We start from the raw sequence: 14,971 nt of genomic DNA on the forward strand, positions 1-14,971 counted from the left end.
AGAAATTATGTTTGAACCTATGGAACTGACCAACGACGCGGTGATTAAAGTCATCGGCGTCGGTGGCGGCGGCGGTAATGCCGTTGAACACATGGTGCGCGAGCGCATTGAGGGTGTTGAATTCTTCGCAGTGAATACCGACGCGCAAGCGTTGCGTAAGACTGCGGTGGGTCAGACCATTCAGATCGGTGGTGGTATCACTAAAGGTCTGGGCGCTGGGGCTAACCCGGAAGTCGGTCGTAATGCGGCTGAAGAAGACCGTGAAGCATTGCGCGCTGCGCTTGATGGTGCAGACATGGTCTTTATCGCAGCGGGTATGGGCGGCGGCACCGGCACGGGTGCGGCACCGGTCGTTGCAGAAGTGGCTAAAGATTTGGGTATCCTGACGGTTGCTGTCGTGACCAAGCCTTTCAATTTTGAAGGCAAGAAGCGTATGGCATTTGCTGAACAGGGTATCGCCGAGCTGTCCAAACATGTGGACTCGCTGATTACAATCCCGAACGATAAACTGCTGAAAGTTCTCGGTCGTGGTATCTCTCTGCTGGATGCATTCGGTGCGGCTAACGACGTACTGAAAGGCGCGGTGCAGGGTATCGCCGAACTGATTACCCGTCCGGGTCTGATGAACGTCGACTTTGCTGACGTGCGTACCGTGATGTCCGAAATGGGCTATGCCATGATGGGCTCTGGTGTTGCGAGAGGCGAAGACCGCGCGGAAGAAGCTGCGGAAATGGCGATCTCCTCTCCGCTGCTGGAAGATATCGATCTGTCAGGTGCGCGCGGCGTACTGGTTAACATCACCGCGGGCTTCGACCTGCGTCTCGATGAGTTCGAAACGGTGGGTAACACTATTCGTGCATTCGCTTCTGACAATGCTACTGTTGTTATTGGTACATCGTTGGATCCGGATATGAATGATGAGCTGCGTGTGACTGTTGTTGCAACCGGTATTGGTATGGACAAACGTCCGGAAATTACTCTGGTGACCAACAAACAGCAGCAGCAACCGGTGATGGACCGCTACCAGCAGCATGGCATGTCAACGATGCAGCAGGAGCAGAAACCTCAGTCTAAAGTGGTTAACGACAATACGCCGCAGACGACTAAAGAACCGGATTACCTGGATATTCCAGCGTTTTTGCGTAAGCAAGCTGATTAAGAATACGCTGGAAGTTGGGCATCTTCGCTCTTTGTGCTAAACTGCCCCACCGATTGTGTAGTACACTTCGGTTGGATAGTTAATTAGGCGAGATTATACGATGATCAAACAAAGGACACTTAAACGTATCGTTCAGGCGACTGGTGTCGGTTTACATACCGGCAAGAAAGTCACACTGACGTTGCGCCCTGCGCCGGCCAACACCGGGGTCATCTATCGTCGCACTGACTTGAATCCACCGGTAGATTTCCCGGCTGATGCTAAATCTGTGCGTGATACAATGCTCTGTACGTGTCTGGTGAACGAGCATGACGTGCGGATTTCAACCGTAGAGCACCTTAATGCTGCTCTGGCCGGTCTGGGTATCGACAACATTATTGTTGAAGTCGATGCGCCGGAAATCCCGATTATGGATGGTAGTGCTGCACCGTTCGTTTATCTTCTGCTGGATGCAGGCATCGAAGAGCTGCGCAGCGCGAAGAAATTCGTGCGAATCAAAGAGACGGTCCGCGTTGAAGACGGTGATAAATGGGCAGAATTTAAACCGTTTAACGGTTTTTCTCTCGATTTCACCATCGACTTTAACCACCCGGCCATTGATGCCAGCACCCAGCGTTACGCGATGAACTTTTCTGCCGACGCGTTTATGCGCCAGATTAGCCGCGCGCGTACCTTCGGTTTCATGCGTGATATCGAATATCTGCAGTCCCGTGGTTTGTGCCTGGGCGGTAGCTTCGATTGTGCCATCGTTGTTGACGATTATCGCGTACTGAACGAAGACGGCCTGCGTTTTGAAGACGAATTCGTTCGTCACAAAATGCTCGACGCGATTGGTGACTTGTTCATGTGTGGTCACAATATTATCGGTGCGTTTACCGCATATAAATCTGGTCACGCGCTGAACAACAAACTGTTGCAGGCGGTCCTGGCGAAACAGGAAGCCTGGGAATTTGTGACTTTCGAAGACGATGCGGAACTGCCATTGGCGTTCAAAGCACCGACGATGGTTCTGGCGTAATACCAGACAATAAGTAAGACCTGAATTCGACTGGTCCACCTGGCACACTCTCTCCTGCCAGGAGTGCCAGTCGTTTTTTATTTTAAAATCTGTACTTTTGCCTCGCTTTGGTTCATGAAGATTGTTTTTACCATTCAATGAGCGCGATCGCTGCTTTCCTGGCCGTTTTTATCCCTCAGAGCGCCTTATAATCGCTGTCCTCCCGCTGCATTAATGGTAATATCTTTGCGCAAAATAACGCGTACCGAAGTAAAAAGCGGGCAACAGTGATTTTTTTGGTGGACTGAGTGAGCGGAATTCTGACGCGCTGGCGACAATTTGGCAGACGTTATTTCTGGCCGCATCTCTTATTAGGGATGGTCGCGGCAAGCTTTGGCATGCCTGCGCTCAGCAACAGCAACCACACTGAACCGGCCAAAGCGACGACGCGTAATCATGAAGGCGCTGGCAGCGTCAACTTCACCAACCTCGCGTTGCTTGAAGGGACTCGCCGTCCAAGCTTCACTGTTGATTACTGGCATCAGCATGCTATCCGTACCGTTATTCGACATCTCTCTTTTGCGATGGCGCCGCAGGCGTTACCCGTCGTTGAAGAACCGCTGCCTTTGCAGGCGCATCATCTCGCTCTGCTGGATACGCTCAGTGCACTGCTGACCCAGGAGCAGAGGCCGGCAGCAAGTGTTAGCCAGACATTTGATAATGATTTCTCCACCCATTCCGCGTTTAGCGTCCGGGCCTGGATTAGCCAGGTACAGGGCATCCGTGCGGGACCTCAACGCCTTAGCTGAAAAATTTATCCTTCAACTAATTTTGTGACTCCGCAGAGCGGGGCGTTTGAGATTTTATTATGCTTATCAAATTATTAACAAAAGTATTCGGTAGTCGTAACGATCGTACACTGCGTCGTATGCGCAAAGCAGTCGGCATCATCAATGCGATGGAGCCGGAAATGGAAAAGCTGTCAGACGACGAACTGAAAGCAAAAACAGCGGAATTCCGTGGCCGTCTGGAAAAAGGCGAAACGGTTGAAAGCCTGATCCCGGAAGCGTTTGCCGTCGTGCGCGAAGCCAGTAAACGTGTCTTCGGTATGCGCCACTTCGACGTCCAGTTACTCGGCGGCATGGTATTGAATGAACGCTGCATCGCAGAGATGCGTACCGGTGAAGGTAAAACGCTGACCGCGACGCTGCCTGCTTATGTGAACGCGCTTAGCGGCAAAGGTGTCCACGTGGTCACCGTGAACGACTATCTGGCGCAACGTGACGCCGAAAATAACCGTCCGTTGTTCGAATTCCTGGGCATGACCGTCGGTATCAACCTGCCGGGGATGCCGTCTGTGGCGAAGCGTGAAGCGTATGCCGCAGATATCACCTACGGTACTAACAACGAATACGGTTTTGACTACCTGCGCGACAACATGGCGTTCAGCCCTGAAGAACGCGTACAGCGCAAACTGCACTATGCGCTGGTGGATGAGGTGGACTCCATCCTCATTGATGAAGCACGTACACCGCTGATCATTTCCGGCCCGGCTGAAGACAGCTCGGAAATGTACAAAAAAGTGAACAAAATCATTCCGCATCTGATCCGTCAGGAGAAGGAGGATTCCGATACTTTCCAGGGCGAAGGCCACTTCTCCGTTGATGAGAAGGCGCGTCAGGTTAACCTGACCGAACGTGGTCTGGTGCTGGTTGAAGAACTGCTGGTTAAAGAAGGCATCATGGATGAGGGTGAGTCACTGTACTCGCCGGGTAACATTATGCTGATGCACCATGTTACCGCAGCGCTGCGCGCGCACGCTTTGTTCACCCGTGACGTGGATTACATTGTTAAAGACGGCGAAGTTATTATCGTCGACGAACACACCGGTCGTACCATGCAGGGCCGCCGCTGGTCCGATGGCCTGCACCAGGCTGTGGAAGCCAAAGAAGGTGTGGATATTCAGAACGAAAACCAGACGCTGGCTTCTATTACCTTCCAGAACTACTTCCGTCTGTACGAGAAACTGGCGGGGATGACCGGTACTGCGGATACCGAAGCATTCGAGTTCAGTTCTATTTATAAACTCGACACCGTGGTGGTGCCGACCAACCGTCCGATGATCCGTAAAGATATGCCGGATCTGGTCTACATGACCGAGGCGGAAAAAATTCAGGCGATTATCGAAGATATTCGTGAGCGTACCGCCGCAGGCCAGCCGGTGCTGGTGGGTACGATCTCCATTGAGAAATCCGAAGTGGTTTCAAATGAGCTGACGAAAGCGGGTATCAAACACAACGTACTGAACGCGAAGTTCCACGCCAAAGAGGCGGATATCGTTGCTCAGGCGGGTTATACCGCAGCGGTAACGATCGCAACTAACATGGCTGGTCGTGGTACCGATATTGTGTTGGGTGGTAGCTGGCAGGCAGAAGTCGCCGAGCTGACCGACCCGACGCCGGAGCAGATCGCGAAGATCAAAGCGGACTGGCAGGTGCGTCATGATGCCGTTCTGGCTGCGGGCGGCCTGCATATCATTGGTACCGAGCGTCACGAATCACGCCGTATTGATAACCAGTTGCGTGGCCGTTCTGGTCGTCAGGGTGACCCGGGCTCATCCCGCTTCTACCTGTCGATGGAAGATGCGCTGATGCGTATTTTTGCCTCCGATCGTGTTTCGAGCATGATGCGTAAACTGGGTATGAAACCGGGCGAAGCGATTGAACACCCATGGGTGACCAAGGCGATTGCCAACGCGCAACGTAAAGTGGAAAGCCGCAACTTCGATATCCGTAAACAGCTGCTGGAATATGATGACGTGGCGAATGATCAGCGTCGCGCAATCTACACCCAGCGTAACGAACTGTTGGATGTCTCTGATGTGAGCGAGACCATTAACAGCATTCGTGAGGATGTGTTCAAAGCGACTATCGACGCTCACATCCCACCGCAGTCGCTGGAAGAAATGTGGGATATTCCTGGTTTGCAGGAACGCCTGAAAAATGATTTCGACCTCGATTTGCCGATTGCTGAGTGGCTGGATAAAGAGCCGGAATTGCATGAAGAGACCCTGCGTGAGCGTATCCTTGCTCAGGCAGTTGAAGTCTACGCTCGCAAAGAAGAGGTTGTTGGCGCGGAGATGATGCGCCACTTCGAAAAAGGCGTCATGCTGCAAACGCTGGACTCACTGTGGAAAGAGCACCTGGCGGCGATGGACTATCTGCGTCAGGGGATCCATTTACGTGGCTATGCGCAAAAAGATCCGAAGCAGGAGTACAAGCGCGAATCTTTCTCTATGTTCGCCGCGATGCTGGAGTCGCTGAAATATGAAGTGATCAGCACCCTGAGTAAAGTTCAGGTACGTATGCCGGAAGAAGTTGAAGCAATGGAGCAGCAGCGCCGCGAAGAAGCAGAGCGTCTGGCGCAGATGCAGCAACTTAGCCACCGTGATGATGAATCTGAGGCGGCAGCAGCACTGGCAGCGCAGACTGGCGATCGTAAAGTCGGTCGCAACGACCCTTGTCCTTGCGGGTCAGGTAAAAAATACAAACAGTGCCATGGCCGTCTGAGCTAAGGCATGAATAAATAAAGAAAGGCGCAGATATCTGCGCCTTTTTTATGGAGTAACGACAATGAAAATACTGCAAATCGCCGTCGGAATTATTCGCAATTCAAAGGGAGAGATCTTTATTACCCAGCGCGCAGCCGATGCGCATATGGCGAATAAATGGGAATTTCCTGGTGGCAAGATCGAAGAAGGTGAAACGCCTGAACAAGCGGTTATCCGTGAGCTGCACGAAGAAGTGGGTATCAAAGCTGGTGCGGCCAGCCTGTTCGATAAACTGGAATATCGCTTCCCGGACCGCCACATTACGCTCTGGTTTTATCTTGTTGAGCAGTGGGAAGGGGAACCGTGGGGAAAAGAAGGACAGCCTGGGCGTTGGGTCCATCAGACTCAACTGCTGGCGGATGAGTTCCCACCCGCTAATGAACCTGTCATTTCAAAACTGGCAAACGCCTGATGGCGCAGAGTGTGGCGGGGCTTCCCGCCACCTTGCCATTTACTGCTGTTCTTCACTCCAGTCGTCACTGTCGGAAAGATCCCCTGCACTTGGGATGCGCTTTTCTTCCGCAGCCCATTCACCCAAGTCTATTAACTGGCAGCGTTTTGAACAGAACGGGCGAAACGGGCTGGTTTCGCTCCATACCACGCTTTTGCCGCAGGTCGGGCAATTAACACGCGTTGCGTCTGACATCATTTCTCCTTAACAACAAGCCAGTTCGAAATCCAGGCGTTCCGGGATGATGCCATTTTCACTATCGAGCGGCAGGAAACGAATGGCGAAACGACTTTTATGCCCCGAAATCTGGGGGAATAACTGGCTGTCTAAATCCAGGTGCAGGCGAAGCAGATCGGCATCTTCACCATTATCCTGGTAAAAGCCGTTCAGACTGGTTTGCTTACGGAACGGAGCTGAGTTGCGGATCAAATCCAGAATCAGTGACAACGTATGATTGAGTGGCGTCAGGCTGGACAGCCAGATATTCACCTGCTCGTCACGCTGAACCTGCGGCAAATGCAGCCAGACATGCAGGGTGGGCAAATCAAAGCTGCAACAGCCGCCCGGTATACTCAGACGCTGGCGGACCAGGCCGATGAGACGGTCTTCACGCAGCAACTGCCCAATCCGGGGAGCTGCCATCAGCATGGTGCTGGTCTCTTTTAACTGCTGGCGAATGGCATCGATACGTCCCTGATCAACACCAGGCACTTCGGCCCAGGCTTTCAATTTACGTTGCTGGCGTTCCAGCTCTTTAAGCAATTCTGTACGCGTATCACCACGCTCGAAAATATCCAGTAGCTCACCGGCATTGCGGAAGAAATGCAGCGCATCTGCATGATCGGCAAGAGGAAGGCGGGCGGTGAGTTGCTGGAGCAGGAATTCGATACGCAGCCAGGTGCGCATCTTTTCATTGAGCGGGTGTTCAAATAGGACGTGGGTCTGCATTAAGGGTTTTCCTGTGAAACTGCCTGCGATGCATAGCTCAGATAAGCCGCATGCAGGCGGGCAACATCCGATGCAATTGCATCTGGTGCGCCATTATTGTCAATAATATCATCCGCAACGGCAAGGCGTGCTTCACGTGTCGCTTGCGCCGCCAGAATATGCTCAGCATTTTCACGGCTTACGCCGTCACGCTGCATCGTTCGCAAAATTTGCGTCTCTGGGGAGACGTCGATAACCAATACCCGGTCAGCTTTGCTCTGTAAGTGGTTTTCAACCAACAAAGGAACAACCCACAATACATAGGGTGAGGTAGCCCCGGCAATTTGTCGCTGGGTTTGCTGATGTATTAATGGGTGCAGCAAACCATTGAGCCAGTTTTTCTCGGCTGGAGAAGCAAATATGCGTTCGCGTAATAAGCGACGGTTCAGTAAACCCTCGGGGGTGAGGATGTCTGAACCAAAATGTTCGGCGATGGCTTGTAATGCAACAGAGCCCGGTTCAACAACCTGGCGGGCAATAATATCTGCATCGACAATATCAACACCCAAACGGGCGAAGGCATCAGCGACCGTGCTTTTGCCGCTACCAATACCTCCGGTTAACGCGACCGTATACCCCATAGCGCCTGATCTCAAAATAGTCGGTAAAAAAAATCATAACCCACACATTTTCAACTTTGCCAGTTTGCTTTACGAAGGTCGTCAGTAAGCGAAACGCGGAAAAATAATAATGCATTTATCATGTGAATCAGTAGGTTATAATTTGAGCAAGATGAACTTTCGCAAATGCGGCTAATCTTGCCCTTTCACCAGGTAAATTTATAGGATTGTAGCGTAAAAAAAGAGAATTTCGCAGTCTTGCGGAGTCCTGATTAGTGCGTATGATAGCGTCACTGGAGTTGTGTGTTTGCAAGTCTGCGTTGTTCGCCATTAACCCCAGGAATCCGCACATGCGTATTGAAGAAGATCTGAAATTAGGCTTTAAAGACGTTCTTATCCGCCCTAAACGCTCTACCCTCAAAAGCCGTTCCGATGTTGAGCTGGAACGCGAGTTTACCTTTAAGCATTCAGGACAGAACTGGTCTGGCGTACCGGTAATTGCAGCCAATATGGATACCGTTGGCACCTTTGCTATGGCGAAAGCGCTGGCTTCGTTCGATATTCTGACCGCAGTACATAAACATTATTCTGTCGAAGACTGGAAAGCATTTGTTCAGCGCGAATCTGACGATGTATTGCGTCATGTAATGGTATCAACAGGTACCTCAGATGCTGACTTTGAAAAAACCAAACAAATTCTGTCGCTGCACTCCCAGTTGAATTTCGTCTGCATTGATGTCGCGAATGGTTATTCCGAGCACTTCGTACAATTTGTGTCGAAAGCGCGTGAAGCCTGGCCGAGCAAAACGATCTGCGCAGGTAACGTAGTAACAGGCGAAATGTGTGAAGAGCTGATTCTCTCCGGTGCGGATATTGTCAAAGTCGGTATCGGTCCGGGGTCTGTTTGCACTACACGTGTGAAAACCGGTGTCGGTTATCCTCAGCTTTCCGCTGTGATTGAGTGTGCCGATGCAGCACATGGCTTGGGCGGTCAAATCGTTAGCGATGGCGGCTGTACCGTGCCTGGCGATGTGGCGAAAGCCTTTGGCGGCGGCGCTGATTTTGTCATGCTCGGTGGAATGTTAGCAGGACACGAAGAAAGCGGCGGTACCGTGGTTGACGAAAACGGTGAAAAATTCATGCTGTTCTATGGCATGAGTTCTGAGTCGGCGATGACCCGTCACGTTGGTGGGGTTGCTCAGTACCGTGCGGCAGAAGGTAAAACCGTTAAGTTGAAGCTGCGCGGCCCGGTCGAGAATACCGCGCGCGATATCCTTGGTGGCTTGCGTTCCGCCTGTACTTATGTGGGCGCATCTCGCCTGAAAGAGCTGACCAAACGCACCACCTTTATCCGCGTTCAGGAGCAAGAAAACCGCGTTTTCAATAGCCTTTAATCGGCTTACAGGCGCAGTTTGCTGCGCCTGTCTCATCCCATTCCACTCATCGCATCTCCCAGATGAAAAATCGGCAGATACATGGCCACGATCAGTGTGCCGACAATAATTCCTGTCACAATAAGCAGTAATGGCTCCAGCATGGAGGCCAGCCCGTCGGCCTGATGTTGCGTCTGTTCACTATGATGCCTCGCCAGATTAAATAACATTGCGTCCAGTGCGCCTGAGGCTTCCCCCGTACTGACCAGTTGAATGCAAAGCGGCGTAAAAACCCCTCTGGCGCTGAATGCCGCTGAAATCGACTGACCCTGTGTAATGTCCTGATGTATGGCATCAACAATATCTCGCCACCATGGGCATGTGAGCGTTTCTTTGACGCTTTCCATACCTTGTAAGAAGGCGATGCCAGCACGCTGCGTCAGTGATAGCACGGTAAAGATATGACTGAGTTTCTGTCCAAGAACAAGTTGCCCTATCAGCGGACACGCCAGCAGAATACGCTGCTGATAACGCAGCCAGCCTGACTGTTTCTGTAAACGCCCCAGCAGAATTGCCAGCAGCAGGCTAGCAATGGCTAACGGAAGGCTGGCTTGCTGCAGGATATCCGCACACGCAAGCACCCCACGCGTGAGGGCAGGCAACGGTGTGTTAAATGTCTGGTAAATGGTGGCAAATTCCGGGAGTACGAAATAGATCATCGCCAGCACTACGATGAAGGCCAATGTCAGCACAATAAGCGGATAACGCAGCGCTTTTTTCACTTTCCGCGCCAGGACAAGCTGTGTTTTTTGCTGCGCAGCGAGTTTAAAGCAGCACTCATCGAGCTTCCCCGTAAGCTCACCCGTTCGTATCATTGCCTGGTAAAGAGGCGGAAAGACCTCCGGCCAGCGCGACAGCGCACCAGAGAATGTCTCGCCCTGTGCCAGGTTTTCGGCCAGTGTCTGTAATAGCGCCCGCCACTGAACAGAAGGCTGCTGTTTGGCCAGCAACTGCAGGCCATCCGGTAGCGTCAGACCTGCCTGCAGCAATGTGGCAAGCTGGTGGATGACGTCGCTACTGTGTTCACCGCGCCACTGTGCCTGGCGTACAGGGCGACGGCGTAGAGAGAGGGGGTGAAGACATTGCTGTTGCAAAGCGAACAGTGCATCGCTGCGCTGTTCTGCCCAGTAAGCGCCTTCGTGCCGCTCACCGTTATCGTCCAGCCCGGCCCACTGCCAGAGTTGTTTAGTCGCCATCGGGCATACCCAGTACGCGAACCAGCTCTTCAAAAGTAGTGATCCCGTTTTCTACCGCCATACAGCCATTCTGGAACAGCGTCATCATGCCCGCCGAACGTGATTGCTTTTCAATGTCGCTGGCAGGGAGCCCACTGGCAATAGCCTGACGCAGTTCCCCGTCTACTTCCAGAACCTCAAAAAGCGCGACTCGCCCATAAAATCCGTGATAACAACGCTCACAGCCCTTTGATACCCAGCGCGGTAATGGGCGCGGCCAGAGTGATGTCGGCAGGTTAATATTCTCGTGCTCCCGGCTGTGGCAGTGGGGGCACAACTTTCGCACCAGCCGCTGTGCGACAACCAACGAGAGCGCGGAGGAGATCATCCAGCGGGCAACCCCCATTTGCTGGATGCGTACCAGTGTTTCGGCTGTTGAGTTGGTGTGAAGTGTTGAGAGGACCAGATGCCCGGTTTGCGCGGCCTTGATGGCGATTTCAGCCGTTTCACCATCGCGGATCTCACCGACCATAATGACATCCGGATCCTGGCGCAAAAGTGCTCGTAACACGCTCTGGAAGGTCAACCCGGCACGCGGGTTAATCTGTGTCTGATTTAGGCCAGTAAGCGGGATCTCAATCGGATCTTCCACGCTGCAGAGATTGATCTCAGGCTTATTGCGAGCCTGCAACGCACTGTAAAGGGTGACGGTTTTTCCACTGCCCGTGGGGCCGGTGACCAGTAGCAATCCCTGTGGTTTGTTCAACGCCTGCTGGAATTGCGCCAGTTGGAAGTGAGTCATTCCTAGCTGATGAAGGTCGAGTGCCTGACTTACCTGATGTAACAACCTCAGTACCACTTTTTCACCGTGTCGGCACGGCAGGGTGGCAATGCGAAACGAGACATTCTGTCCGTTAAGCGTGGTGCTGAACTGACCGTCTTGCGGCAGCCTGCGTTCGGCAATATCCAGATTACCTAATACTTTCAGTCGCGCGGTCAGCGTGTTGGCGAGCGCGCCGGGAATCAGAGGCAGCGCATGCAGTACGCCATCAACGCGCAGCCGGATGCGATAGGTATGTTCCGCGGGTTCAAAATGGATATCGGATGCCCTCTGGCTAAGCGCCTGTTGCAGCGTCTGGTCAAGTAATTCGACTGCTGAACCTGAATCCTCTACGGGGACGAGAGATTGCGCTTCTACAGACTGTTGATGATGACTGTCCATCTGCTCCTGCGTCCAGCATTCGATATCAATGCGTTTTTGTGTCGCGAAACGTAATGCTTCCAGTAACTCCGATGAGGGATCGCCCACGACGGCAATGGTCAGTATCTTTTCATCACAATTAAGCAGGCAGGCATGGTGGCGTTTGCACAGCGTGGTGAGTTTATCCTGGCGCATGGGCTGTCCTTAATTACTGTTTCCACGGAAAACATCTTCACAGGCCTGTTTCAGTGCGCCGTTATCGGCCACCGTGCAGCTACGTGCCCAGCCCGACATACCGTTGCCCGCATTCCACTGCGGTGTCATGATTACGCTCAGCCCCGTCAGGCTCTCCTGGCCGGTGAGGGTAATCACTCCTTTGCTGATGGTCATGGCTGAAACATAGCGGGTGGTGGTGGGGGCAGGGATACCGTTAGTGCCACCCTCGCAACCTGTGACGCCGCCACGGTCCAATGCGCATAGCTCAACGGCCGTACGATAGGGGATAAAGGTTTGTAGCATGTCGGTGAGTGCGGCTTTGCGCAGATAGTTCTGATACGCCGGAATACCGATCGCGCTCAAAATAGCAATAATGCCAATGACCACCATCAATTCGATAAGGGTGAAGCCTCGTTGCTTGTCCATTGTTCGCTCCTTGAGTTAGGTGGCGCTACTTTGGCAAACATAAGGGATGGCCTGCGAGGGTCGAAAAACGAAACAGGAACGGAGCTTCAGCCGTTATTGAGCAGATTGCAGCATTGAACAACAGGTTTGCGAGGCTTTACGAAAAACGAGTCATTACGTGGCGTAAGGGCTTTACCTTGCAGGGGAAAAAGAGAAGGATAAGCCCGACAGAGAGACGCCATCGGGCTATGGGGGATCAGCGAAAACGCATCGACAGGTCCAGCGCGTGGACATGCTTGGTTAATGCACCGACAGAGATAAAATCGACGCCTGTTTCGGCAAATTCACGGATAGTCTCGAACGTGACGTTGCCGGAAACTTCAAGACGCGCCTGGCCATTGGTGCGTTTTACCGCTTCGCGCATCATCGGAGTATCGAAGTTGTCCAGCATGATGATATCGGCACCGGCTTTCAGGGCATCATCCAGCTCTTCCAGCGTTTCCACTTCCACTTCAACCGGAACGTCAGGATGCAGCCAGAAGGCTTTCTCGACGGCCTGGCGAACGGAGCCAGCAGCGATAATGTGGTTTTCTTTGATCAGGAACGCGTCGGAGAGCCCCAGACGATGATTCGCGCCGCCACCGCACAGAACTGCATATTTCAGCGCCGTACGAAGGCCCGGCAGGGTTTTACGCGTATCCAGCAACTGTGTTTTGGTTCCGTCCAGCAAGGCGACATAGCGGCTTACTTCACTGGCAACACCCGACAGTGTTTGCACGAAGTTAAGCGCCGTGCGTTCACCAGTGAGCAGAACGCGTGAGGGGCCTTCCAGTTCAAACAACGGTTGGTTTGGCGTCACCGCATCGCCATCGGCGACATGCCATGTGACACGAACATCGTCGCCAGCTAGCTGAATAAAGACCTCTTCGACCCAACGCTTACCGCAGAACACGCCTTTTTCTCGGGTAATGATCACCGCATGAGAGCGGTTATCCGGCGGCAATAATTGCGCGGTAATATCGTTGTTCGCATCCACTTCTCCACCCAAATCTTCGCGCAGAGCCTGCGCGACGGCAGCGGGGATGTCCAGTTCAATGCGTTGCAAAAGCGCGTCACGTCGAAGATCGGGGTTGTAACGGCGAGGCGGCATGATAAAACTCCAAAAAGGGTAACGAATCAGAAAGTTAGACTGTGTCCTGTCATTGCACGTTTCGTCAACATACAATGACCGGACAGCGTCTGAACATGCTACTCTAGAGCGTGTTTGAGCACCATAATTAAGGAGATCCTGCATGCAGTTAAATGAGGGCTGGCTGGCGGATGCGCGTCGCGTACCTTCTCCGCATTTTGATTGCCGCCCGGACGGTGAAACCCCTTCGTTGCTCGTGGTCCACAATATCAGCCTGCCTCCCGGTGAATTTGGCGGACCGTGGATCGATGCGCTGTTTACCGGTACGTTGGATCCTGACGCTCATCCTTTTTTTGCTGAGATCGTTCATCTGCGCGTCTCCGCTCATTGCCTGATTCGTCGTGACGGTGAAGTCGTTCAATATGTGCCTTTTGATAAGCGAGCCTGGCATGCGGGAGTGTCGCGTTATCAGGGGCGGGAACGCTGCAATGATTTTTCCATCGGCATTGAGCTGGAAGGCACAGACAATCAGCCCTATACCGACGCCCAATATCAGCAACTGGCGAACGTTACCCACGCTTTGATTTCGCTTTATCCCTCGATTGCCAGCAACATGACCGGGCACAGCGATATCGCCCCTGAGCGCAAAACCGATCCCGGTCCGGCGTTTGACTGGCCACGATTTCGCGGGCTGGTGGCGGGAGAATCAGATAAGGAGGTGTCATGACACTGTTTACCATGCTGCTGGTTCTTATTGCCGAGCGGCTTTTTAAACTCGGAGAACACTGGCAACTGGATCATCGCCTGGAAGTGTTGTTCCGCCGGGTCAAACGCTACTCTATGCTGAGAACGCTCCTGATGGCGGTGGTCGCCATGCTGGTGACCTTCCTCATTTTGCAGGCGCTGGAGGGGCTCTTTTTCAATGTGCCACTGCTCATGGTATGGATCCTGCTGGGGCTTTTGTGTATCGGTGCTGGAAAAGTGCGTCTGCATTACCATGCTTACCTAAAAGCGGCCGCGCGCAATGACAGCCACGCCCATAATGCCATGGCGAATGAGCTCACGTTGATTCATGGTATACCGCCGGGCTGCAATGAACGGGAGTACCTGTGCGAACTGCAAAATGCGCTTTTGTGGATCAACTTTCGTTATTATCTGGCACCGCTGTTCTGGTTTATCGTTGGCGGAATATGGGGGCCTGTGACGCTGGTTGGCTACGGCTTTTTGCGTGCATGGCAATCCTGGCTGGCTCGCTATCAGACGCCGAATGAACGCCAGCAGTCCGGAATCGACGCGATTTTACACGTGCTGGATTGGATCCCGGTGCGTCTGGCGGGCGTGGTTTATGCGTTGATCGGCCATGGTGAAAAGGCGCTGCCAGCATGGTTTGCCTCGCTGACCGACCGACATTCTTCGCAATATCATGTATTAACGCGTCTTGCGCAGTTCTCGCTGGCCCGCGAGCCGCATATGGATAAAGTCGAGACACCAAAAGCCGCCGTCTCAATGGCCAAAAAAACCTCGTTCGTAATGGTGGTGGTGGTGGCGCTGTTGACGATTTACGGCACGCTGATGTAACCACGTGCCGTTATACTCGTCATACTTCAGGCTGTATGTGCGCTGACTTCGTCAGCGCACCCCAGTCACA

General features: G+C 52.9%; 15 protein-coding genes. 8 read left to right on the top strand and 7 right to left on the bottom strand.

Annotated features, from left to right (window positions below; all coding sequences use genetic code 11):
- Nucleotides 1–7 precede the first annotated feature (7 nt).
- From ftsZ to mutT, 5 genes are all read left to right on the top strand, one after another.
- Nucleotides 8–1,159 (top strand): cell division protein FtsZ, encoded by a 1,152-nt coding sequence (gene ftsZ / locus IP582_RS03820; protein WP_039078372.1) that lies wholly within the window; start codon nt 8–10, stop codon nt 1,157–1,159.
- 100 nt (nt 1,160–1,259) lie between these two features.
- Nucleotides 1,260–2,177: a UDP-3-O-acyl-N-acetylglucosamine deacetylase gene (lpxC, locus tag IP582_RS03825; protein ID WP_039078373.1), complete on the top strand. Its 918-nt coding sequence runs from the start codon at nt 1,260–1,262 to the stop codon at nt 2,175–2,177.
- Between the two features lie 287 nt (nt 2,178–2,464).
- A complete protein-coding gene (secM, locus tag IP582_RS03830) occupies nt 2,465–2,965 on the top strand; it encodes a secA translation cis-regulator SecM (protein ID WP_193795128.1) in 501 nt (166 codons plus the stop codon).
- 59 nt (nt 2,966–3,024) lie between these two features.
- A complete protein-coding gene (gene secA, locus IP582_RS03835) occupies nt 3,025–5,730 on the top strand; it encodes a preprotein translocase subunit SecA (RefSeq protein ID WP_193795129.1) in 2,706 nt (901 codons plus the stop codon).
- A gap of 58 nt (nt 5,731–5,788) precedes the next feature.
- A complete protein-coding gene (gene mutT, locus IP582_RS03840) occupies nt 5,789–6,178 on the top strand; it encodes an 8-oxo-dGTP diphosphatase MutT (protein WP_193795130.1) in 390 nt (129 codons plus the stop codon).
- A gap of 39 nt (nt 6,179–6,217) precedes the next feature.
- Here mutT and yacG read toward each other — a convergent pair whose 3' ends face one another.
- Genes yacG through coaE form a run of 3 tightly spaced genes read right to left on the bottom strand, consistent with a single transcriptional unit; the run spans nt 6,218 to nt 7,785 of the window.
- Nucleotides 6,218–6,412 (bottom strand): DNA gyrase inhibitor YacG, encoded by a 195-nt coding sequence (gene yacG / locus IP582_RS03845; RefSeq protein ID WP_039078377.1) that lies wholly within the window; start codon nt 6,410–6,412, stop codon nt 6,218–6,220.
- A gap of 9 nt (nt 6,413–6,421) precedes the next feature.
- Nucleotides 6,422–7,165: a cell division protein ZapD gene (gene zapD / locus IP582_RS03850; protein WP_039078378.1), complete on the bottom strand. Its 744-nt coding sequence runs from the start codon at nt 7,163–7,165 to the stop codon at nt 6,422–6,424.
- Nucleotides 7,165–7,785: a dephospho-CoA kinase gene (coaE, locus tag IP582_RS03855; protein ID WP_193795131.1), complete on the bottom strand. Its 621-nt coding sequence runs from the start codon at nt 7,783–7,785 to the stop codon at nt 7,165–7,167. The genes zapD and coaE overlap by 1 nt, the downstream gene beginning before the upstream one ends.
- A 329-nt stretch (nt 7,786–8,114) precedes the next feature.
- Between coaE and IP582_RS03860 the strand changes: the two genes are divergently transcribed.
- Nucleotides 8,115–9,158: a GMP reductase gene (locus IP582_RS03860; protein WP_193795132.1), complete on the top strand. Its 1,044-nt coding sequence runs from the start codon at nt 8,115–8,117 to the stop codon at nt 9,156–9,158.
- A 32-nt stretch (nt 9,159–9,190) separates the two neighbouring features.
- Here the strand turns inward: IP582_RS03860 and hofC are convergent, their stop codons facing one another.
- From hofC to nadC, 4 genes are all read right to left on the bottom strand, one after another.
- Nucleotides 9,191–10,393 carry a protein transport protein HofC gene (gene hofC / locus IP582_RS03865; RefSeq protein WP_193795133.1) on the bottom strand — a complete coding sequence of 401 codons (1,203 nt, stop codon included), beginning with the start codon at nt 10,391–10,393 and terminating at the stop codon, nt 9,191–9,193.
- Nucleotides 10,383–11,768: a type II secretion system protein GspE gene (gene gspE / locus IP582_RS03870; protein ID WP_193795134.1), complete on the bottom strand. Its 1,386-nt coding sequence runs from the start codon at nt 11,766–11,768 to the stop codon at nt 10,383–10,385. The genes hofC and gspE overlap by 11 nt, the downstream gene beginning before the upstream one ends.
- A 9-nt stretch (nt 11,769–11,777) precedes the next feature.
- On the bottom strand, nt 11,778–12,215 hold the full coding sequence (gene ppdD / locus IP582_RS03875) for a prepilin peptidase-dependent pilin (protein WP_193795135.1): 438 nt from the start codon (nt 12,213–12,215) through the stop codon (nt 11,778–11,780).
- Nucleotides 12,216–12,450: 235 nt separating this feature from the next.
- On the bottom strand, nt 12,451–13,344 hold the full coding sequence (gene nadC, locus IP582_RS03880) for a carboxylating nicotinate-nucleotide diphosphorylase (RefSeq protein WP_039078384.1): 894 nt from the start codon (nt 13,342–13,344) through the stop codon (nt 12,451–12,453).
- Between the two features lie 142 nt (nt 13,345–13,486).
- Here nadC and ampD point away from each other — a divergent pair, with 142 nt between their 5' ends.
- Together ampD and ampE are read left to right on the top strand one after the other, a co-directional pair.
- Nucleotides 13,487–14,050, top strand: a complete 564-nt coding sequence (ampD, locus tag IP582_RS03885; RefSeq protein ID WP_193795136.1) for a 1,6-anhydro-N-acetylmuramyl-L-alanine amidase AmpD — start codon at nt 13,487–13,489, stop codon at nt 14,048–14,050.
- Entirely contained in the window at nt 14,047–14,901 is an 855-nt protein-coding gene (gene ampE / locus IP582_RS03890) for a beta-lactamase regulator AmpE (RefSeq protein ID WP_193795137.1), read from the top strand. Before ampD ends, ampE begins: the two co-directional genes overlap by 4 nt.
- The last annotated feature ends 70 nt before the right edge of the window (nt 14,902–14,971 follow it).

It is taken from the genome of Citrobacter sp. BDA59-3 (assembly GCF_015167655.1).
Lineage (GTDB): Bacteria > Pseudomonadota > Gammaproteobacteria > Enterobacterales > Enterobacteriaceae > Phytobacter > Phytobacter diazotrophicus.

Bases quoted from the DNA above. Each gene is read 5' to 3' on its own strand.
- ftsZ (WP_039078372.1), top strand. From the start codon at position 8: ATGTTTGAACCTATGGAACTGACCAACGACGCGGTGATTAAAGTCATC.
- lpxC (WP_039078373.1), top strand. From the start codon at position 1,260: ATGATCAAACAAAGGACACTTAAACGTATCGTTCAGGCGACTGGTGTC.
- secA (WP_193795129.1), top strand. From the start codon at position 3,025: ATGCTTATCAAATTATTAACAAAAGTATTCGGTAGTCGTAACGATCGT.
- mutT (WP_193795130.1), top strand. From the start codon at position 5,789: ATGAAAATACTGCAAATCGCCGTCGGAATTATTCGCAATTCAAAGGGA.
- yacG (WP_039078377.1), bottom strand. From the start codon at position 6,412: ATGTCAGACGCAACGCGTGTTAATTGCCCGACCTGCGGCAAAAGCGTG.
- zapD (WP_039078378.1), bottom strand. From the start codon at position 7,165: ATGCAGACCCACGTCCTATTTGAACACCCGCTCAATGAAAAGATGCGC.
- coaE (WP_193795131.1), bottom strand. From the start codon at position 7,785: ATGGGGTATACGGTCGCGTTAACCGGAGGTATTGGTAGCGGCAAAAGC.
- IP582_RS03860 (WP_193795132.1), top strand. From the start codon at position 8,115: ATGCGTATTGAAGAAGATCTGAAATTAGGCTTTAAAGACGTTCTTATC.
- hofC (WP_193795133.1), bottom strand. From the start codon at position 10,393: ATGGCGACTAAACAACTCTGGCAGTGGGCCGGGCTGGACGATAACGGT.
- gspE (WP_193795134.1), bottom strand. From the start codon at position 11,768: ATGCGCCAGGATAAACTCACCACGCTGTGCAAACGCCACCATGCCTGC.
- ppdD (WP_193795135.1), bottom strand. From the start codon at position 12,215: ATGGACAAGCAACGAGGCTTCACCCTTATCGAATTGATGGTGGTCATT.
- nadC (WP_039078384.1), bottom strand. From the start codon at position 13,344: ATGCCGCCTCGCCGTTACAACCCCGATCTTCGACGTGACGCGCTTTTG.
- ampD (WP_193795136.1), top strand. From the start codon at position 13,487: ATGCAGTTAAATGAGGGCTGGCTGGCGGATGCGCGTCGCGTACCTTCT.
- ampE (WP_193795137.1), top strand. From the start codon at position 14,047: ATGACACTGTTTACCATGCTGCTGGTTCTTATTGCCGAGCGGCTTTTT.